Annotated in this window: 18 protein-coding genes; 9 read left to right on the top strand and 9 right to left on the bottom strand. The window is 66.8% G+C overall.

The window, feature by feature from the left end; all coding sequences use genetic code 11:
• Positions 1–5 precede the first annotated feature (5 nt).
• Positions 6–461 (top strand): hypothetical protein, encoded by a 456-nt coding sequence (locus DTA22_RS16665; protein WP_112300156.1) that lies wholly within the window; start codon positions 6–8, stop codon positions 459–461.
• Between the two features lie 9 nt (positions 462–470).
• On the opposite strand, the gene DTA22_RS16660 is transcribed toward DTA22_RS16665, so the two are convergent.
• Positions 471–1,361, bottom strand: coding sequence for an alpha/beta fold hydrolase (locus tag DTA22_RS16660; protein WP_112300155.1), 891 nt, complete (start codon positions 1,359–1,361; stop codon positions 471–473).
• Positions 1,362–1,441: 80 nt separating this feature from the next.
• Positions 1,442–2,353, bottom strand: coding sequence for an amidohydrolase family protein (locus DTA22_RS16655; protein WP_112300154.1), 912 nt, complete (start codon positions 2,351–2,353; stop codon positions 1,442–1,444).
• Between the two features lie 77 nt (positions 2,354–2,430).
• On the opposite strand from DTA22_RS16655, the gene DTA22_RS16650 reads away from it, so the two are divergent.
• Positions 2,431–3,228 (top strand): alpha/beta fold hydrolase, encoded by a 798-nt coding sequence (locus DTA22_RS16650; protein ID WP_112300153.1) that lies wholly within the window; start codon positions 2,431–2,433, stop codon positions 3,226–3,228.
• A gap of 98 nt (positions 3,229–3,326) precedes the next feature.
• Here the strand turns inward: DTA22_RS16650 and DTA22_RS16645 are convergent, their stop codons facing one another.
• Positions 3,327–4,004 carry a GntR family transcriptional regulator gene (locus tag DTA22_RS16645; protein WP_037226111.1) on the bottom strand — a complete coding sequence of 226 codons (678 nt, stop codon included), beginning with the start codon at positions 4,002–4,004 and terminating at the stop codon, positions 3,327–3,329.
• A gap of 215 nt (positions 4,005–4,219) precedes the next feature.
• On the opposite strand from DTA22_RS16645, the gene DTA22_RS16640 reads away from it, so the two are divergent.
• Entirely contained in the window at positions 4,220–5,998 is a 1,779-nt protein-coding gene (locus tag DTA22_RS16640; RefSeq protein WP_235214666.1) for a CocE/NonD family hydrolase, read from the top strand.
• Between the two features lie 37 nt (positions 5,999–6,035).
• Here the strand turns inward: DTA22_RS16640 and DTA22_RS16635 are convergent, their stop codons facing one another.
• On the bottom strand, positions 6,036–8,390 hold the full coding sequence (locus DTA22_RS16635) for an arylsulfatase (RefSeq protein ID WP_112300151.1): 2,355 nt from the start codon (positions 8,388–8,390) through the stop codon (positions 6,036–6,038).
• A 223-nt stretch (positions 8,391–8,613) separates the two neighbouring features.
• Between DTA22_RS16635 and DTA22_RS16630 the strand changes: the two genes are divergently transcribed.
• On the top strand, positions 8,614–9,753 hold the full coding sequence (locus tag DTA22_RS16630) for a serine hydrolase domain-containing protein (protein WP_112300150.1): 1,140 nt from the start codon (positions 8,614–8,616) through the stop codon (positions 9,751–9,753).
• An 11-nt stretch (positions 9,754–9,764) separates the two neighbouring features.
• Complete coding sequence (locus DTA22_RS16625) at positions 9,765–10,181, top strand: tRNA-specific adenosine deaminase (RefSeq protein ID WP_081792173.1); 417 nt, start codon at positions 9,765–9,767, stop codon at positions 10,179–10,181.
• Here DTA22_RS16625 and DTA22_RS16620 read toward each other — a convergent pair whose 3' ends face one another.
• The 5 genes from DTA22_RS16620 to DTA22_RS16600 form a co-directional block, all read right to left on the bottom strand.
• Positions 10,182–11,090 (bottom strand): ABC transporter substrate-binding protein, encoded by a 909-nt coding sequence (locus DTA22_RS16620; RefSeq protein WP_112300149.1) that lies wholly within the window; start codon positions 11,088–11,090, stop codon positions 10,182–10,184.
• Between the two features lie 11 nt (positions 11,091–11,101).
• Positions 11,102–11,857, bottom strand: coding sequence for an ABC transporter permease (locus tag DTA22_RS16615; RefSeq protein WP_037226101.1), 756 nt, complete (start codon positions 11,855–11,857; stop codon positions 11,102–11,104).
• Entirely contained in the window at positions 11,854–12,504 is a 651-nt protein-coding gene (locus DTA22_RS16610; protein WP_005250988.1) for an ABC transporter permease, read from the bottom strand. Before DTA22_RS16610 ends, DTA22_RS16615 begins: the two co-directional genes overlap by 4 nt.
• Positions 12,501–13,616 carry an ABC transporter ATP-binding protein gene (locus tag DTA22_RS16605; protein ID WP_037226100.1) on the bottom strand — a complete coding sequence of 372 codons (1,116 nt, stop codon included), beginning with the start codon at positions 13,614–13,616 and terminating at the stop codon, positions 12,501–12,503. Before DTA22_RS16605 ends, DTA22_RS16610 begins: the two co-directional genes overlap by 4 nt.
• A 65-nt stretch (positions 13,617–13,681) precedes the next feature.
• A complete protein-coding gene (locus DTA22_RS16600; protein WP_037226098.1) occupies positions 13,682–15,178 on the bottom strand; it encodes an aromatic amino acid ammonia-lyase in 1,497 nt (498 codons plus the stop codon).
• Between the two features lie 256 nt (positions 15,179–15,434).
• On the opposite strand from DTA22_RS16600, the gene DTA22_RS16595 reads away from it, so the two are divergent.
• Genes DTA22_RS16595 through fdhD form a run of 4 tightly spaced genes read left to right on the top strand, consistent with a single transcriptional unit; the run spans position 15,435 to position 20,281 of the window.
• Entirely contained in the window at positions 15,435–16,520 is a 1,086-nt protein-coding gene (locus DTA22_RS16595; RefSeq protein WP_037226097.1) for an S-(hydroxymethyl)mycothiol dehydrogenase, read from the top strand.
• Positions 16,517–17,149, top strand: coding sequence for an MBL fold metallo-hydrolase (locus DTA22_RS16590; RefSeq protein WP_037226096.1), 633 nt, complete (start codon positions 16,517–16,519; stop codon positions 17,147–17,149). The genes DTA22_RS16595 and DTA22_RS16590 overlap by 4 nt, the downstream gene beginning before the upstream one ends.
• A 4-nt stretch (positions 17,150–17,153) precedes the next feature.
• On the top strand, positions 17,154–19,460 hold the full coding sequence (locus tag DTA22_RS16585) for an FdhF/YdeP family oxidoreductase (RefSeq protein WP_112300148.1): 2,307 nt from the start codon (positions 17,154–17,156) through the stop codon (positions 19,458–19,460).
• Positions 19,460–20,281, top strand: a complete 822-nt coding sequence (gene fdhD / locus DTA22_RS16580; protein WP_112300147.1) for a formate dehydrogenase accessory sulfurtransferase FdhD — start codon at positions 19,460–19,462, stop codon at positions 20,279–20,281. The genes DTA22_RS16585 and fdhD overlap by 1 nt, the downstream gene beginning before the upstream one ends.
• The last annotated feature ends 14 nt before the right edge of the window (positions 20,282–20,295 follow it).

Genomic DNA, 20,295 nt, shown 5'->3' with positions numbered 1-20,295 from the left:
AAGTCGTGTCCGCCGTCTTTTCTCCGGCCGCCCACCGCACCAGTCATTGGTTGCGGCGGGCGGCCGCGGCCCTCGCGGTGGCCGCGGCAGGGCTTCACGCCGCGTCGCTCGGTGAGCATGCGACGTCGTCGCCGATGCTCGGACTGGTGACCATCGCGATGATCTTCGGATGCCTGTACTGCGCGCGGCACCTGTGGATGCGTGGATCGCACCGGGATTGGGGTCTCGTCGCGCTGATGAACGTCGGCATGATCGCGTTGCACGTCACCGTGATGAGTCCCGGTTCCGGTGGCGGCGGCCACCACGGGCACGCGATGCACGCAGCGGCGTCTGCCCCGATGGGTCATTCGATGTCGGCTCCGATGGCGGCGGCACTCGCGACGGCCGCACTGGAAGCGGTCGTCGCCGTGACGGTGCTGTTCTACAAGACTCGGTTCGGCGACCGAGAAGTCCTGGACTGACGGAGAATGTCAGTGTTGCACTGGCGCAAGATCGTTCGCCACCAGTGCGAGAATGTCGTTCGCGTGACTGACGGCAATGAAATGACCACCGCCGCTGATCGGGTGCCAGACGGCGCCCGGGGTCTTGTCCGCTACTGTCTTGTTGATGATCTCAGGCACCAGGGTGTCGGCGCTGCCCTGCCAGAAGTGTACGGGGCGCGTCACTGTCGTCATGTCGAACGGCCAGGCCTTGTAGAGCATCGTGGCGTCGACGACGAGTCCGTCCGCACCATGTCGAAAGCATTCGCGCCCTGCCCTCAGGAACGCGTCGAGGACCTTCTCGTCGGCCAGCACCTCCCGATCCGCGGTGCACGCCGACTGCGTGATCGCCTTCGCGTAGCGATCCGCGAAGTGGGTGGCACTGATACCGAGCACGTCGTACATCAGTGTGAAACCGGGGTGGAAGTGAAGTGCCAGGCGGCCGCCCAGCGCGTCGACGCTGCTGAGATACTTCGCGGCCCAGTTCGATCCGAACGTTCCGTAATTGCCACCGGCGATGCACACGACATTGACGAGACGCGCGGGGTCCAGATACGCGGCGGCCGCCAGGGCCCACGGTCCACCCTCGGACCAGCCGGTCACCGCGAATCGCTGTGCGCCGAAGGAGTCGGCCAGCAGCAGGAGGTCATCGGTCCAGCCTTCGAAGGTGCGGCCCGGCTGAAGATCGGACCCGCCCATGCCCGGCCTGTCCGCGCACACGAATCTCAGGCCATTGGCCTTCGCATGCGAATCGAACAGCTCGGCCTCCAGGCGGCTCGAGGGTCCTCCGTGGTTGTGCAGGACGAGCGGTCCGCCCGGGTCACCGGCTTCGAGATACGTGATGGTCCGGTCGCCGACCCGGATACTGCCCTCGCGCGTCACGTGGACTCCTCACAGCGTTGGCCGGACGCCGAAAGTGGATTGGCGGCGTCGAAACTGCAGGTACTCCGATCTCCCTCATACTAAGCGTCACCGGCGGGCAGGCGGTACACCCGACGTGCGGTTTCGCCGAAGAAGAGCGATTGTTCTGTCGACGGCACGTCGCCGAGTGCTGCCTGGACGGTGGACACCATGGTTTCGGTATCCCACAGCAGGTGGTCGATCGGATAATGCGAGGCGAACATGCACCGCCCGGCACCGAAGATGCTGATGGCCGTCCGTACCCACCGACTGATCGCTTCCGGGGATGTTCCGAAAATGAGGGCGATTCCCTGCAACTTGAGGACGACATTCGGAAACTGACTCACTGCCGTGAGGCGTTCCTCCCAACGGGTGAAGCCCTCGGCAGTGAGGTCGACCGGCCACCCGGCCGCCTCCAACACGAAGGTGGTGTCGGGAAACGCGGTGATGAGGTCGTGCGTGGCGGGTAGCTGCTCGTCGTAGACGAGCAGATCCCATACCAGCCCGGCATCGGCGACCTGCTCGAATCCACGCAGCCACGCCGGGTCCGACAGGTAGTCGCCGCGCGCACCCAGGCGCTTGATCGGGTCGGCCGCCCAGTACAGCGGCTGACGCACAGCCCGGACAACCGGAAGATCCCGGTATCGCGCGAGAACGCCTGCCAGATCGACCGAATCGAGCTGCACGGCCGCGATGAAGGCGTTCGGAACTCCGAAGCGGTCGGCGCAGTGCTGAACCCAGATAGCCTCCGCGACACCGTCTGCGGCGCCGAACTCGCACGCGACCGAGGCCGTGACGGGCATCCCCTCGACCTGTGCCCGATAGTCGCTCGGCAGGTACCGGTGCGCAGCGTCATAGTAGTTCGGCAGCAGGGCGGTGAGCGCGGGCGGGCGACTGTCGATCCACGGGTACTCGAGTTCGGGCAGGTTGATGAAGTGATGATGAGCATCGACAATGTCCACCTCACGCAGCATATTTCAGTTGTCGACGGGGAATCGGGCAATTGGTCGAGCGCGGCTCGTGTGGTCGCGTGGATCGATAAGGTGTCGACATGGAGCGCCGGATCAACGAAGCCCTGGTCCATTACATCGAGCGCGGCACCGGCGTGCCGCTCGTGGCACTGCACGGCGCCGGCGTGGATCACCGGGAGGTCGAGGCGGCGATCGAAGCCATCGTTCCGGGCACGGGATACCGACGGATCTACCCGGACCTGCCGGGGATGGGCCTCTCGACAACCGACGGCCTGACCTGCAACGACGATGTGGTGTCGCTGCTCGGTGACTTCATCCACAGCTTGGGCGCGGGCCCGGTGATGCTGGTGGGACATTCCTACGGCGCCTACCTGGCCCGTGGGGTGGCCGCACAGCGACCGGACACGGTGCTCGGCCTGGCGTTGTTGTGTCCGGTCACCGAGCGGTCACGACACGTGCCCGACCACGGCGTGGTTCGCCAGGACGCCGATGCCTACGACGAACTCGAACGCGCGCAGTGGGCGGGATTCGACGAGTACTTCGTCGTGCGCACGGCGGCCACCGCTCGCCGCTACCGCGACCATGTCGTGCCGGGTACGACGCTCGTCGACGAGGACGCCCTCGGGCGCATCTTCGCCGGGTGGACGGTCGACGTCGCGTCGAGCGCGTTCTCGGGGCCGACCTTGATCGTGGCGGGCCGCCGCGATTCGGTCGTCGGGTACGCCGACGTGGCCGAATTGCTCGAGCGCTACCCGCACGCCACCCTGGCGGTCGTCGAGGATGTCGGCCATGCGCTCATGCACGAGCGGCCCGAACTGCTCGCCGCGTTGTTCGGCGACTGGTTGGATCGGCTCGATCACTCATCGCGGCAGAACTGACACTCGCGGACGTCGGCTGCGTCGGCGGTGAGCGCGGCGATGACTTCCTCGTCGGGTACCGCTTACGAGAATAGCCGCGAAAGTCGTTGTTGCCGAGGCTAACCCGCGTCCTCTTGGGCGGCGAGCTGCACCCTGATCCGCGACGTCGCATTGATCAACGACTCGTTGTTGACGGCGGCCGCAGCGTCGGCGTCGCCCTTGCGGGCGGCCTCGACGAGACGTTCCTGGTACCTCCACAACGAGTCGTCTTCCGGCGTGTCCAGGGTGCCCTGGGCACCGACGATCTTGTAGGCACGGCAGTGCTGCCACAGGTTACGGATGGAATCGACGAGCACGGGGTTCGCTGCTGCTTCGTAGAGAATGGTCAACAGCGCCTCGTCGTGGTCGAGAAGCGCCACCACCCGCCGTTCGGCGATGGCGGCCAGCATGAGCTCGTACTCGGTCTGCATCCGGTCGACGTCCGCTGAGCTGATCTGCTGGGCGCCCAATCGTGCGGCCTCCACCTCGAGCAGCCGGCGCACATCGTAGACATGCACCAGTTCGGCCAGGGTCAGGCCTTTCACAACCGCGCCCTTGTGGGGGACACGCTCGGCCAGACCGGCTTCCTCCAGACGCCGGATCGCCTCGCGCACCGGCATCACGCTGGTGCCGACCTGCGCGGCAATGTCGCGAATGCGCAGGCGGGAGCCGGCAGGCAGATCACCGTTCATGATCGCCTCGTGCATCGTCTCGTAGACCTGATCGGTCAACAGGGACGTTTCGGCGCGCTTGGTCATGACCACAGCTCAAATATAAACCGCACGAGGGGCGCAGCCGGGTGCCGGACGACCTGCGCGAGTCTGCGAGCCGCGCCCCACACCGGTGCCGCGACACACCGGCAGCCTGAGTTGGTCGTGCGTCCAGAGCGTTTACGCTCGTCGCAGGTGCTCGGGGCGGAGTGACGGACGGCGGGTGGGCTGTGAAACACAGGGCGCGTAGATCAACGCTGGCGGTGGTGACGGCGGCCGCCGCGGTACTGACACCGATCGCGGCGTCGGGGCCGGCGACAGCCGATCCGGCCGGGTTCACCAAGACCACGCTCCACTTCCAGGTTCTCGTCGGGCCGAACCGGGACGAGCCGTGCGACGTGATCGGCGACGTGTACAAGCCCGACTCGGCGTCGGCGTCGAATCGGGTGCCCGCCGTCCTCACCACCAACGGCTTCGGCGGTTCCAAGAACGATCAGGCCGGTATCGCCTCGTTCCTCGCGTCCCGCGGCTACGCGGTGCTCGCGTATTCCGGGCTGGGCTTCGGCGGTTCCGGCTGCAAGATTCACATGGACAACCCCGATTACGACGGGCGCGCGGCCAGTGAACTGGTGAGCTTCCTCGGCGGACGCGACGGGATGGCGTTCGTCGATCCCGCGCACACCGTTCCCGTCCCCGGTCTCGACTACGTGGTGCAGGACGCGACCGCTCACCACGGCGCCGCCGAGGCGCACGACCCGCGGGTCGGCATGGTCGGCGGCTCCTACGGCGGGGCCGTGCAGTTCGCCGCGGTCTCGGTGGACCCCCGGATCGACACGATCATCCCGATGATCACGTGGAACGACCTCAGTTACTCGCTCGCACCCAATGGCACCGACCAGACGACCGGGGTCAGCACGTCGGTTCCCGGAGCGTCGAAGGTGGTGTGGTCGCTCATGTTCGGGGCCATCGGCGTGACCAACCCCCGGGTCGAGGGCTACACGCAGGACCCTGTGCGGGCATTTGGTTGCCCCAATTTCGCCGACCCCGCCTGCGCCGCACTGGCGCAGGCCGCGGTGCAGGGCTACCCGGACCCGGGGTCCGTAGACTTCCTGCGCCAGTCGTCCGTGGTGTCGTACGCGGACCGGGTGAAGATTCCGGTGTTGATCATGCAGGGCCAGCAGGACACCCTGTTCGACCTCAACGAGTCGAAGGCCACGTTCGAGACCCTGCAGGCGCAGGGCAACGACGTGAAGATGATCTGGCACAGCTGGGGGCACTCCGATCTCACTCCCGCCGAGGGCGAGATCAGCATGAAGGATCCGAACCCCGACACCCAGTACGAGACGGGCCGGATGGTCGATTGGTTCGACCACTACCTGAAGGACAGCGCGGTCGACACCGGACCGGTATTCAGCTATTTCCGGAACTGGGTCGACTACACCGGCAACGCCGCGCCCGCGTACGCCGAATCCACGGATGTCTCGGTGGGCCACGACTATTCGCTCTACCTCTCCGGCAACGGTGCGCTGACCGACCGCCTCGACGGCATCGTTCCCGGCGCGCAGACGCTGAACACGCTGCCCGGCGGTCTCCCCACCGACCGGGAAGCGCCGGACACCCGGCCGGAGAACCAGGTCTCGCAGGGTTTGATCCCCGGCACCCAGGCCGAATGGTCGTCCGGCATCCTCGACGCCCCGGTGGACGTGGTCGGAGCCCCGACGCTCGACGTCCGCGTCACGGCCGCACCCGCGGTCGCCGGTGTCGAGGACTCGGTCGTGGTCTTCGCGAAGCTGTACGACGTGGCTCCCGACGGCACCGAAACGCTGATCAACGGGCAGGTCGCTCCGGTGCGCATCGTGGCACCCGGTGAGCCCGTCCAGGTCACGATGCCGGCCATCGTCCACCGCTTCGACGAGGGGCACCGCGTTCGCCTCGTGGTGGCCGGGGGAGACCCGAGCTTCCGCGGAAGTCTGGTGCCGCACCAGGTCACCATCGCCTCGGGTGATCCGGGACAGGCGCTGGTGCTGCCCGTGACCGGCTGAGGTGGAGCGCATCACTGCGCGTCCCGCGCCGCCGGAATCACTCGCGCATGAGCATCAGGGCGGCCTCCCGCTCGAGATCGAGATACGGTTCGCCGCTGACGTCGACCGCGACCCGATTGATCGTGCCACCGGTGAAGCGGTGAGGTGATTCGCCGGGGTAGTCCTCGGTGATCGGCTCGCCCGGGTGTCGACCGACGTACAGCCCCGCACCCGCGATCGCGAACGCCCCCATCTGGGTTTTGATCCGGCCTTCCCCCACCTTTCGATCCGCGTGGAAGAGAGACAGGATTCCCTCGGTAGACGTGGGCTCCTGCCCGTCCTTGTCGAACGAGGCGGACAGGATCAGGTCCGTTCCGGTGGGGATGTCCTCGGAGCCGACGATCATCTGTTCTTCGCTGCCCACGAAGTTGTTGACGTAATGCAGCCGGTTGTCCTTCACGTACAGCGCGTGGCCCCCGAAGCGGGAACCGATCGCGAAGAGGACGCCCTCGGCTCCCGGTGCCGGGATGTCGACGAGCGCACCGATCACGAACGATCGGCCGCGGGTACTGACTGCTTGCCATTCCGACACGGCGGCGACGTCCGGGTAATACACATATCGGTTTCGGGCCGCTGTCAGTTGAGGACGGGGTGTGCCCATGATCTCGACGGCCGATCGATCGTCCAGAGGGAACGCTCCGTTCGCACCCGCTTCTGCGAACCAGATGTTCACCAACTCCCGCAGCTTGCCGGGATGCTCCGCTGCCAGGTTGTGCACTTCGGCGCGGTCCACGTCGGTGTGGTAGAGCTCCCATTCGTCGTCGTTGAAGTGCCCCCAGCCTGCGATGGTCGGATGCGTCGTGACGGCCTTCCATCCTTCGTGCCAAATCGACCGCGAGCCGAGCATCGAGTAGAACTGAGACTTCCGCTCCGACGGCGCGGACTTGTCGTCGATGCTGCTCCGCATACTGACGCCGTCGAACGGGCTCTGGACGTGACCCTTGATGGTCTCGGGAGCATCGACCCCGAGCAGGTCGAGGACCGTCGGTACGAGGTCGATCGCGTGATGGTACTGGTCCCGGATCTCGTTCCGCGCCTTGGTTCCCGCCGGCCACGAGATGATGCAAGGGTCGGCAGTCCCGCCGTTGAACTCGTAGCGCTTCCACATCTTGAACGGGGTGTTGAACGCCATCGCCCAGCCGTTGGGGTAGTGGTTGTATGTCTTGGGCCCGCCGAGATCGTCGAGTTTCGCGAGGTTCTCCGCGAGGTCGTCCGGGATGCCGTTGGCGAACTTCATCTCGTTGACGGAGCCGTTCGGGCCACCCTCCCCGCTCGCGCCGTTGTCGGAGACGACCACGATGACCGTGTTCTCCATCTGATCGTTCTGCTCGAGATAATCGAGCAGACGCCCGATGTGATGGTCGGCATGGGCCAGGAAGCCTGCGTAGACCTCGGCCATCCGCGCAAAGAGGCGTTTTTCGTCGTCGTTCAGCGTGTCCCACGGTCGGGTGAAATCGAGTTCCGGGAACGGTTCGCCTTCGGGTCCCGATCGCGTCTCGGGGGTGCCGATCGGATTGATCGGCGGAAGTTCGGTGTCCGCCGCGACGATGCCCAACTCCTTCTGCCGGGCGAGTGTCTGTTCACGGATCGCGTCGTAGCCCATGTCGAACTTGCCCGCGAACTTCTCGATCCATTCCTTCGGGGCGTGATGCGGGGCATGGCACGCGCCGGGCGCGTAGTAGAGGAAGAACGGTTTGTCCGGCGCGATCACCTTGGCGTCCTTGATGAACTCGAGCGCCTTGTCCGTGATGTCCTCGGTGAGGTGGTAGCCCGCCTCCGGTGTCCGCGGCTGGTCGACGGGGTGGTTGTCGTAGACCAGATCCGGATACCACTGGTTGGTCTCCGCGCCGAGGAAGCCGTACCAGCGTTCGAAGCCTCGCCCGCTCGGCCAGTTCCGGCGGGTGGCGGCCAGGTTCATCTCATCGGTCGGGCACAGGTGCCATTTGCCCACCATGTACGTGTTCCAGCCGCGCTCGGCGAGTATCTCCGAGAGCATGCCGTTCTCCGGTGGGATGGTGCCACTCGCGTTGGGGAATCCGATCGCAGCCTCGGTGATGCAGGCCATGCTGTTGCGCGTGTGGTTGCGTCCCGTCAGCAGGCAGGAACGCGTGGGCGAGCACAGCGCGGTGGTGTGCCACTGGGTGTAGCGAACACCGTTGGCGGCGATCCGGTCGATGTTCGGCGTTTCGATCGGCCCGCCGTAACAGCGCATCGCGGAGAAGCCGACGTCGTCGAGGACGACATAGACGACGTTGGGTGCATCGGCGGGAGCCTGGGGTGGCTCGAACGGGGCCCAATCCGGAACCGAGTCCCGGATGTCGACGTTGACGACACCCCGAAATGGCTTGCCCATGGCATGTCTCCTCACCGGTAGTCCTGGGTTCAGCGTCGGCCGCCGCGCCGTCGCGAACCTCACCCGACACGGGTGAACCCGGTGAGCCCCGGCTGCGGCGGGACCTCGCGAGGATGGACATCGAAGTGATTGACATCACAGGAGGCCCTGGCCCACACTGGAACCCTCAATTGAACCCGATGTCAAGATCAATATTGCGTCGGCTGGTGGAGAGGAACCGCAGGTGACCAAGCTCGGAGGAGTGTGCGACAAGCGCTTCACGGCGTTGCAGGAGGCACTGAAGGACAATCTCGATTCCGGTGAGGAACTCGGCGCGTCGATCGTCGTCACCCTCGACGGAGAGCCGGTGGTCGACATGTGGGGCGGATGGTCCGACACCGATCACGCCACCGAATGGGAGCGCGACACCATCACCAACGTGTGGTCGTGCACCAAGACGGTCACCGCGCTCGCCGCACTGATGCTCGTCGATCGCGGACTGCTGGACGTGTACGCGCCCGTCGCAAAGTACTGGCCGGAATTCGCCGCGGCAGGCAAGGAGCGCGTTGAGGTCCGCCATCTGCTTTCGCACACGTCGGGTGTCTCGGGGTGGGATCAGCCGATCACGGTCGAGGATACGTTCGACCTCGCCGAGTCCACAAAACGACTTGCGGCCCAGGCGCCGTGGTGGGAGCCGGGCACGGCGTCCGGATACCACGCGCTGAACTACGGCCATCTGATCGGTGAGGTCGTCCGCCGAATCGACGGGCGCACACTCGGCCGTTTCGTCGCGGAGGAGATCGCCGGGCCGCTGGGGGCGGACTTCCACATCGGATTGGACCCATCGGAGTTCGGCCGCGTGTCGAACGTGGTCCCGCCGCCGCCGTTGCCGATCGACCTGGCCTCCCTCGACCCGTCCAGCGTCATCGTCAGGACGTTCACCGGCCCCGGACCGGACGCGTCCGCGTCCTGGTCCGACGAGTGGCGCACGGCGGAGAACGGCGCGGCCGGTGGTCAGGGCAACGCCCGGTCGCTCGCCCGGATCCAGTCCGTCGTGGCCTGCGGGGGAGAACTCGACGGTGTCCGCCTGCTGTCGCCGGACACCATCTCCCTGATCTTCGAGGAACAGTCCAACGGTGTGGATCTGGCTCTGGGGCAACCGATTCGATTCGGCATCGGGTACGGTCTGCCGACGCCCGTGTCCGTGCCGTTCGTCCCCGAGGGGCGCATCTGCTTCTGGGGTGGCTGGGGCGGCTCGCAGGTCGTCGTCGACACCGAACGACGAATGACCATGACGTACGTGATGAACAAGATGGGGCCGGGACTACTCGGTTCCGACCGGACCGCCCAATATGCGACGGCGACGTTCGATGCGCTGAGCTGACGCGCCCGTCCGTGGCACCATGCAGAGAGTTACGGGCGGGAGCGACTTCGGAGGCGGGCATGGTGAACGACGAGGATCGCAACCGGGTCGCCGGCGGCGACGCGACCCGCCACCCCGAGTTCGAGCTCGCCCGGTGGGCCGCGGAGAACATGCCGCCCGAGGAACGCGCGAGAGCCACCGTCTTCACGTCGGGCGAACACTGCCCGATGTGTTCCGCCGCGCACGGCTGGGTGGGGCTCGGACGCATCGTCTACGTCAGTTCTGCCGCGCAGACGGCGCAGTGGCTCGCCGAACTGGGTGTCCCGCCGGCACCCGTTCGGCCGATCCCCGTCCAGGACATCGCGCCCGATGTCGAGGTGGAGGGTCCGATTCCCGAACTCGAGGAGGCGATCCACGCACTGCACCGGCAATTTCACGCCGGGGCATGATCAGGACGCCAGGCCCTTGTCCTGCAGCCATTCCCGGGCGATGTCGCCCATGTCCTCGAGGTCGGCCACCCGCTGATTCATCTCGATGAGATCCTCGGTCGTCAATGCGGCCGACACGTCGGCCAGGACGCCGCGGACGTCGTCGCCTGCCTTGTTCTCGTTGATGATCGGGGTGATGTTCTCCGCCAGGAACAGGTGCTTGGTGTCCTCGAGCGCCACGAGGTTCTCCGAACGCATCGCCGGGTCGGTGCTGAACACGTCCGCCACTTCGATCTGACCGCTGAGCAGGGCGTTGAGCGTGAGGGGGCCGCCCGCGTCCAGTGCCAGGAACTCCTTGAACGTCAGGCCGTACTTGTCCCGCAGGCCTGCGACGCCGTTCTCCCGGGTCTTCCACTCGGGCGGGCCGCCGAGGGTCAGCTCGTCGGCGTGGGGCACGAGGTCCTCGATCGTCTCCAGCGAGTACTCGTCCGCGGTCTCCTGCCGCACCGCGAGAACGTCCTTGTCCTCGGCGGGGGACGGTTCCAGTGCGACGAGTCCGGCGGGCAGCTTGGCCTTGATCTCCGCGGTCACCTCGTCCGACGCGGTCGCGGTGGTGGCGCTGTCGAGATATTGGAGCAACGCACCCGAGTATTCGGGCAGCAGGTCGATGGAGCCGTCCCGGATGGCCGGGACATACACCTCCCGGCTTCCGATGTTGAGCTTCTCGGTGACGTCGATGCCGTTCGCGCGCAGCGCCTCCGCGTAGATCGTCGCGATCAGCTGGCTTTCGGGGAAATCCGCGGAGCCGACGACGATGGCGCCGTCACTGCTTCCGCCGTCATCGGACGCCAACGGGTCCTTGCCGATCCCGCATGCCGTCAACGACATCAGGGTGGCGCCGGTCAGCGCGACGATCAATGCCTTCTTCATGATGATGTCCTTCAGATCAGCGAGGGTTCGGGAGCGGATGTAGGTCGGGCCGCGACGGCGGTGTCGTCGGCACCGGATCGCTGCTTCGCGCCGCTCCGGACGCGTCGCGTCAGACCGGGTGAGACGACCCGAACCGTGAGGAATCCGATCGCCAGGTCGAATGCGAGCGCGAGGAGGGACACCAGGACCGCTCCAGCGGCCATCTGCGCGTAGTCGCTCTGCGCCTTGCCGTCGATGAGGAGACGTCCCAGTCCGCCCAGCGAGATGTAGGCGGCGACGGTCGCCGTCGAGACAATCTGCAGCACGGCGCTGCGCACACCCGACAGCATCAGCGGCAGTGCGCACGGCATCTCCACCTCGGTGAGGATGCGCATCGACCGGAACCCCATGCCCCGCGCAGCGTCCACGGCGGCCGGGTCGACCGAGCGAATGCCCGCGTACGTGTTGGTGAGAATCGGCGGGATGGCCAGCAGCACCAGCACGATCAGGCTGGGAATCAGATAGGCCAGCTTGGTCGTGAACGACGGCGCGATGACCAGCACCAGCAGGATCAGCAAACCGATCGTCGGAAGGGCGCGCAGTGAGTTGGCCAGGCCCGCGACGACGACCGCTCCGCGGCCGGTGTGCCCGATGTACAGACCGAGCGGAACCGCGATCAGCGCCGCCGCGAACAGGGCGAGGAACGTGTACATCAGGTGCTGCAGGAGGAGAGCGGGAATGCCCTCGGGCCCGGTCCAATGAGCACCGTCGAGCAGAAAGTCGATCATGATGCGACCACCTTCGGGGTCCACGGCGTGAGTAACCGATTGGCGAGCACGATGAGCAGGTCGAGAACCAGCGCCAGCAGCAGGCACAGCGCGATACCGGTGATGATGGGTGTGTAGAAACGCAACTGGAAGCCCTGGGTGAACAGTGAACCGATCTGCGGGATCCCGAGCAGCGCGGCGAGAGAAACGAGGCTGACGTTCGACACGACAGCGACGCGCAGTCCGGCGCAGATGACGGGAACACCCACCGGCAGCTGCACTTTCAGCAGGGTCTGGTACGGCCGGTAGCCCATTGCCGTGGCGGCGAGCACCGTCTCCTGCGGCACCGAATCCAGGGCGTCGGCGATGACGCGGACGAGCAGGGCGACGGTGTAGATCGTCAGCGCGACGACGATGTTCATCGGATCGAGGATCTTCGTTCCGAGGATCGGCGGGAGCAGGACGAACAGCGCCAGCGACGGGATCGTGTAGAGCAGGCCTGCGGTCCCCACCACGTAGGGGTTGATCCGGCGACTGCGATGCGCCAGCCAGCCGATCGGCAACGCGACGATCACACCGACGACGAGCGGCACGAGCGAGAGCAGGATGTGCCAGCCGACCAGTTCGGCGATGCGGTCGGACTGGCGGCCGAGCCATTCGATGTTCATCGGGCCATCGCCTCCGCGGCCACGAGATCCGCCGACTCGATCGCCGCCACCGCCGCGTGTGCCGTCACGGTCCCCACGAGCACGCCGTCGCCGTCGACGACGACACCGCGCTTGCTGGGCGCGGACAGGGCGGCGTCGAGCAGCGCCCGCATCGTCCCGTGCGCATCGGCGACCGTCCCGCTGAGATTCACGTCGCCCGGGCGGATACGGTCGACGACCTTCGCCGGTTGCACCCAGCCGATCGGCTTGTTCGCCGAGTCGACGACGAGTAACCAGTCGTCCGTGGTCCGAGTGCGGGCGTCGGACGCCGAATCACCGAGACGGGCAACGGGTTCGGCAACCGTCTCCACGCGGCCGCCGAGGTTCGAGAAACCCAGCGAACGGTAGCCGCGGTCGCGTCCGACGAAGTCGGCGACGAACTCGTCGGCGGGTTCGGTCAGCAACTCCAGCGGCGTCGCCGCCTGCGCCAGGATTCCGCCGGTCCGCAACACGACGACCTGGTCGCCGAGTTTGAGGGCCTCGTCGATGTCGTGCGTTACGATGATGATCGTCTTGCCGATGTCCTTCTGCAGCCTCAGGAATTCGTCCTGGAGCTGGCTCCGGACCACCGGGTCGACAGCGCTGAACGGTTCGTCCATCAGCATGAAGGCCGGGTCCGCGGCGAGGGCGCGCGCGACCCCCACTCGCTGCTGCTGGCCACCCGAGAGCTGCCAGGGGTACCGGTCCGCGAAGTTCGCCGCGAGACCGACCGTCTCGAGCAGCTCCATCGCCCGGGTTCGCGCTTCCTTCTTCGTCTTTCCCAGCAATTTCGGCATCGTCGCGACGTTGTCCACGATGGTGCGATGCGGGAACAGTCCGGCGTGCTGGATGACGTATCCGATGCGCCTGCGCAACAGTGCCGGATCCATGTCCGCCGTGGATTCGCCGTCGAGGGAGATGGTTCCGGACGTCGGTTCGATCAGCCTGTTGATCATGCGAAGCGACGTCGTCTTGCCGCACCCCGACGGGCCGACGAGTGCGGTGATCTTCCCGCTCGGGCACTCGAGGTCGAGTTCGTTCACCGCTGTCGTGCCGTCCGGGTACGCCTTGGTGACTTTGTCGAATGTGATCATTCGCGAGCTACTTTCGTGTAATCCGAGTGGTGACACACTCGGAAGTTCGGTGTCGTGGGACTGCTTTACCGAGTTGCGTCTTTCTCCGGATTCGGCATCTGTTCCAGAAACTTCACCGCTGCTTTCAGGTCGTCGCTCAGAGGACGGTCGGTCGTCCGCGGGTCCAGGCACCTGCGCGCCCGGTCCAGGTACGCGCCGAGTTCGGTGCTCGTGTCGGGTTCGTGGTTCTGCTGGCCGAGGGCGCGCACCGCCGAGATCAGTTCGCACGCGAGCACGATGCGAGACTGGGCGAGGATGTCGGTGAGCTGAGTGGCGGCCTGCGATGCGAAGCTCGCGTGGTCCTCGGTTCCGCGGGAGATCACGGTGTGTCCGAGAGACCCCGGTGCCGCGGCCATCCGGATCTCGGCGATGGCCGCGGACGTCGTGTACTCCAGCAGCATGGTGCCGCTGCTGCCCGCCGGACCGTCGGCCAGGAACGGCCGGAGACCGGTGACCACCGGATCCGAGAGATTGGCAAGCCTGCACTGCGACAACAGCGCTGCGCTCGACAGCGCGAGTTTCGCCTCGTCCACCGCGAGGGCGATCGGCATTCCGTGGAAGTTCCCGTTGTGGTACACGGCGTCGTCCTCGACGGAGATGAGGGGGTTCTCGGAGGACGAGTTCATCTCGATCGCGAGCGTCCCCCGCAACCTCTGCAGCGCCTGCCAGGTCGCCCCGAGGATCTGCGGCAGGGCGCGGAATCCGTACGAATCCTGCACGCGGGCAGCCTGTACGTGCTGGCCCGCGAGGAGTTCCCGGACGCGGCCGGCCACCTCCTCCTGACCGAGGTGCCTGCGGGCTGCCTGCACCCGCGCCGCGAACGGCTCGACGGAACTGCGCGTCGCCAGCAGCGACAGCACGCCGACGATCAGTGAGTGCTCCAGCCAGTTCGCCACGCTGTCGGTGGCCGTCGCCGCGAGCGCGACCGTCATCGCGTTCGTCGAGATCAGCGGGAGTGCGTCACCCTGGTGTGCGGTCCACCGGGTGACGAGCCGACCGTCCCGCAGCGGTGCCTCGCCCATCAACCCGAGCGCGATCTCGGAGAACGCGCTGAGATCGCCGGTGCCGATCGCCCCGCGAGCGTGCACGGTGGGCTGTTCGTCCGCCGCGACGGCATCGATCAACGCGGTCACGATGTCGGGGTGCAGACCGGATCCGCCGTTGAGAATTTGGTTGACGCGAATGATCATGGCAGCTCGGACGACGTGATCCGGCAGCGAGGGGCCCGAGCCCGTGGCGTGGCTGCGGAGAAGTCGAAGGTCCTGGTCGACACCGTCGGAGACGGAGGTGTCCCGGTTGCCCCCGACGCCCGTGGTGCGTCCGTAGATGGGCTGCCGTTCGGCGATGCGCACCGCGGTCTCCCACGAACGGCGTGCGTGGTCGAGCGCTGCGGGGTCGGGTTCGACCACGACGGGCTCCCGGGCGAGCGCCGTGAGCTGATCGACGGTGAGCTGGGCACCGTCGAGTACCACCGGAAGGGGCGGGTGCGGTTCCTCGGTCGAGCTGGAATCTCTCCGGGTCATCAGAACTCCGTGATCGATGTGGTGTGCCTCACTCTTCGAGATGTATAGTCCTGTATATACCGGAGCGTGTCAACCGTCAGTTTCCTGTCATGACCTCTGTCGCGATACCGCAGCGAGGGGCTGGCATTCCGGCTAGGTCAACCTCTCACTTCGATCAGTCCCTCCGTGATCTTCGGGAACGTAGGGTCTCGGGAGAGGTGCATATATGGCCATGCATCGATCCCGCTATGACTGATCGACCGAAGGAATGAGTCCAATGCCGCAGCAGGTACGAGGCGTCATCGCCCGCTCCAAGGGTGCCCCCGTCGAGATCGCGACCGTCAACATTCCGGACCCCGGTCCCGGAGAGGTGGTAGTCGACATCGCGGCATGCGGTGTGTGCCACACGGACCTCACCTACCGCGACGGCGGGATCAACGACGAGTTCCCGTTCCTGCTCGGCCACGAGGCTTCCGGCATCGTCGAGAGTGTCGGCGAGGGCGTCACCTCTGTGGCGGTCGGCGACTTCGTCGTCCTGAACTGGCGCGCCGTCTGCGGTCAGTGCCGCGCCTGTAAGCGCGGCCGCCCGCAGTACTGCTTCGACACGCACAACGCTGCGCAGAAGATGACGCTCGAGGACGGCACCGAACTCACGCCCGCGCTGGGGATCGGCGCGTTCGCCGACAAGACGCTCGTCCATGCCGGGCAGTGCACCAAGGTGGATGCCTCCGCGGACCCGGCAGTCGTCGGGCTGCTCGGCTGCGGCGTGATGGCCGGCCTCGGTGCCGCCGTGAACACCGGCAACGTCTCCCGCGGAGACACCGTCGCCGTCATCGGCTGCGGTGGTGTCGGCGACGCCGCGATCATGGGCGCCCGCCTCGCGGGCGCCGTGAAGATCATCGCGATCGACCGGGACGACAAGAAACTCGAATGGGCGAAGGACCTGGGCGCGACGCACACGATCAACGGCGGCCAGGTGGACGCCGTCGAGGCCGTACAGGAACTCACCGGCGGTTTCGGCGCCGACGTCGTGATCGATGCGGTCGGCCGCCCGGAGACGTGGAAGCAGGCGTTCTACGCCCGCGACCTCGCCGGCACCGTCGTGCTGGTCGGTGTCCCGACCCCCGACATGACCCTCGAGATGCCGCTGATCGACTTCTTCTCCCGCGGCGGATCCCTGAAGTCGTCGTGGTACGGCGACTGCCTGCCCGAGCGTGACTTCCCGATGCTCGTCGACCTGTACCAGCAGGGCCGGCTGCCGCTGGAGAAGTTCGTCACCGAACGCATCAAGATCGACGAGGTGGAAGCGGCGTTCCACAGCATGCACGCCGGCGAGGTGCTGCGTTCGGTGGTCGTCCTGTGAGCGGGCAGCTGCGGATCGAGCGGGTCGTCACCGAGGGAACCTTCGCCCTCGACGGCGGAGAGTGGAACGTCGACAACAACATCTGGCTGATCGGTGACGACACCGACGTCGTGATCGTCGACGCCGCCCACGCCGCGCAGCCGATCATCGACGCGGTGGGGGACCGGCACGTGAACGCCGTGATCTGCACGCACGGTCACAACGACCACGTCACCGTCGCCCCCGAACTCGCTGAGCGTCTGCATGCACCGGTGCTGCTCCACCCGGGCGACGACGTGCTGTGGAAGATGAGCCACCCCGACTCGAAGTACTGGAATCTCGAGGACGAGCAGCGGATCGCCATCGCGGGCACCGAGCTCCAGGTGATCCACTCACCGGGCCACTCGCCGGGGTCGGTGTGCCTGTACCTGCCCGAGGCCGGGGCGCTGTTCTCCGGCGACACCCTGTTCTCGGGTGGCCCCGGCGCCACGGGCCGTTCGTACTCGGATTTCCCGACCATCATCGGGTCGATCCGCGACCGGCTGTTCGCTCTTCCCGAGGACACGCTCGTCCACACCGGTCACGGTGACGGAACCACGATCGGCACCGAGGCCCCGCACCTCGCCGAATGGATTGCACGAGGAAACTGACTCCATGACCGACACCACCGACAGGTACACCTTCGACGAGGACGATGTCGTCGTCACGCACGAGAAATCCTATGCGGCAGGTGTTCCTGCGGTGTTGGTGTCGTTGCGTCGTGGGATCGAACAGATGGGCCCGGTGCGCACGGCCCGGACGTTGATGAAGTTGAACCAGCGGGAGGGGTTCGACTGTCCGGGGTGTGCGTGGCCGGAGACTCCGGGGCACCGCAAGCATGCGGAGTTCTGTGAGAACGGGGCGAAGGCGGTGGCGGAGGAGGCGACAACCCGCACGGTCGGCCCGGAGTTCTTCGCCGCGCATTCGGTGTCGGATCTGCTGGGTCGTACCGAGTTCTGGTTGGGGCAGCAGGGCCGGCTGACGCATCCGATGGTGTTGTTGCCGGGATCGTCGCATTACGAGCCGATCGGCTGGGACGCGGCGTTCGCGATGATCGCCGGCGAGTTGCGGGCGTTGGCGTCGCCGCACGAGGCGGTGTTCTACACGTCCGGGCGCACGTCGAACGAGGCGGCGTTCGTATACCAGTTGATGATCCGGGCGTTCGGGACGAACAACCTGCCGGACTGCTCGAACATGTGCCACGAATCGTCCGGCAGTGCGCTGGTGGAGACGATCGGGATCGGGAAGGGGTCGGTGTCGGTTCCCGACCTCGAGAACGCCGACCTGATCCTGATCGCCGGGCAGAACCCGGGCACCAACCACCCGCGGATGCTCTCGACCCTGGAGAAGGCGAAGGGCAACGGGGCGAAGGTGATCGCGATCAACCCGCTGCCGGAGGCCGGGCTGATGCGGTTCAAGGACCCGCAGAAGGTGCACGGCGTGGTCGGCGACGGTGTGCAGATCGCGGACGAGTTCCTGCAGATCCGGATCGGCGGCGACCAGGCCCTGTTCCAGGGGCTGGGCCGGTTGCTGCTCGAGGCGGAGGACCGCAATCCCGGGACGGTGCTGGACCGGGAGTTCATCGACCGGCACACCGCGGGCTTCGAGGAGTGCGCGGCGCATCTGCGGCAGGTCGATCTGGGCACGGTGGTCCGGGCGACCGGGCTGACGCTCGAACAGATCCAGGCCACCGCGAACGCGTTGATCGCCTCGAAGAAGACCATCATCTGCTGGGCGATGGGGTTGACCCAGCAGACGCACGGGGTCGCGACCATCCAGGACGCGGTGAACCTGCTGCTGTTGCAGGGGATGATCGGCAAACCCGGGGCCGGGGTGTGCCCGGTCCGCGGGCACTCGAACGTCCAGGGCGACCGGACGATGGGGATCTGGGAGAAGATGCCCGAGTCGTTCCTCGCCGCGTTGGACGCCGAATTCGGCATCCGCTCGCCGCGGGAGCACGGCCTGGACGCGGTCGACTCGATCCGGGCGATGCGGGACGGGAAGGCGTCGGTGTTCGTCGGGATGGGCGGCAACTTCGTCTCGGCGACGCCGGACACCGAGACCACCGAGGCCGCGCTGCGGGGGTGTGCGCTGACGGTGCAGGTGTCGACGAAACTGAACCGCTCCCACCTCGTCACCGGGCGGACCGCGCTGATCCTGCCCTCGTTGGGCCGCACCGACAAGGACGTCCAGAACGGTAAGAAACAGCAGGTCACGGTCGAGGACTCGATGTCGATGGTGCACCTGTCCCGCGGCAGCCTGAAGCCGGCCGGCGACCAGTTGCGTAGTGAGATCGCGATCGTGTGCGGGATCGCGCAGGCGCTGTTCGGTCCCGACCATTCGGTGCCGTGGCGGGAGTTCACCGCCGACTACGACCGCATCCGCGATTCCATCGCCCGGGTGATCCCCGGGTTCGAGGACTTCAACCGCAAGGTCCGCGGGCCGGACGGGTTCGGGCTGCCGCACCCACCCCGGGACGAGCGCCGGTTCGTGACGGACACGGGGAAGGCCAATTTCACGGTCAACGAGCTGTCCTGGCTGCCGGTACCCGAGGGCCGGTTGATGTTGCAGACGATGCGCTCGCACGATCAGTACAACACCACCATCTACGGTCTCGACGACCGCTATCGCGGTGTCAAGGGCGGACGGCGGGTGCTGTTCATCGCCCCCGACGACATCGCCGCACTCGGGTACACCGACGGGGACCGGGTGGACCTGATCTCCGAATGGGAGGCCCCGGACGGGACGGTGCAGGAGCGCCGCGCCGACGACTTCCGGTTGGTGCCGTACCCCACGCCGCGGGGGAACGTCGCCGCCTACTACCCGGAGACGAATCCACTGATCCCGCTCGATCACGTGGCCCGCAAGTCGAACACCCCGGTGTCGAAGGCGATCACGATCCGTCTCGAACGGCGTCTGTGATGGGGCGTGTGACCACCCGGACCCCGGTCACCCGGATCACCGACACCCGGCAGTCCACCCGCCCCGACACCGTGGTGGTGGAGGAGCCGCTCGAGATCCGGGTGAACGGGACACCACTGGCGGTCACCATGCGCACCCCCGGCTCCGATGTCGAACTGGCGCAGGGTTTCCTGCTGACCGAGGGCATCATCGCCGACCGCGCGGACATCGCGTCGATCCGCTACTGCAACAGCGTCGACGAGCACGGTGCCAACACCTACAACGTCCTCGACGTCGACCTCGCACCCGGGGTGTTCCTGCCCGACACCGGTATCGAACGCAACTTCTACACCACCTCCTCGTGCGGGGTGTGCGGGAAGGCGTCGCTCGACGCGATCCGGCAACGCACGAAGCATTCGCCGGCCACCGACACGGTGCGGGTGCCGGCCGCGACGATCGCGGAGCTGCCCGACCGATTGCGGGCCGCGCAACGGGTCTTCGAGACCACCGGCGGTCTGCACGCGGCCGGATTGTTCACCCGGACCGGGGAACTGCTCGCGATCAAGGAGGACGTGGGGCGGCACAACGCCGTCGACAAGCTGATCGGCTGGGCCACCGAACAGAACCGGGTCCCGCTGCGCGGCAGCGTCCTGCTCGTGTCCGGCCGGGCGTCGTTCGAGCTGGCGCAGAAGGCGGTGATGGCCGGCATCCCCGTCCTCGCCGCCGTGTCCGCGCCCTCCTCGCTGGCGATCGACCTCGCCCACGACACCGGGCTCACCCTCATCGGGTTCCTCCGCGGCACCACCATGAACATCTACACCCACCCCGACCGCATCACCTGACGTGAGTGGCAAAG

This window comes from Rhodococcus wratislaviensis, assembly GCF_900455735.1.
GTDB classification, from domain to species: domain Bacteria; phylum Actinomycetota; class Actinomycetes; order Mycobacteriales; family Mycobacteriaceae; genus Rhodococcus_F; species Rhodococcus_F wratislaviensis.
Note: the sequence above shows the minus strand (reverse complement) of the source record. Positions and strands in the feature narration are given on the sequence as shown.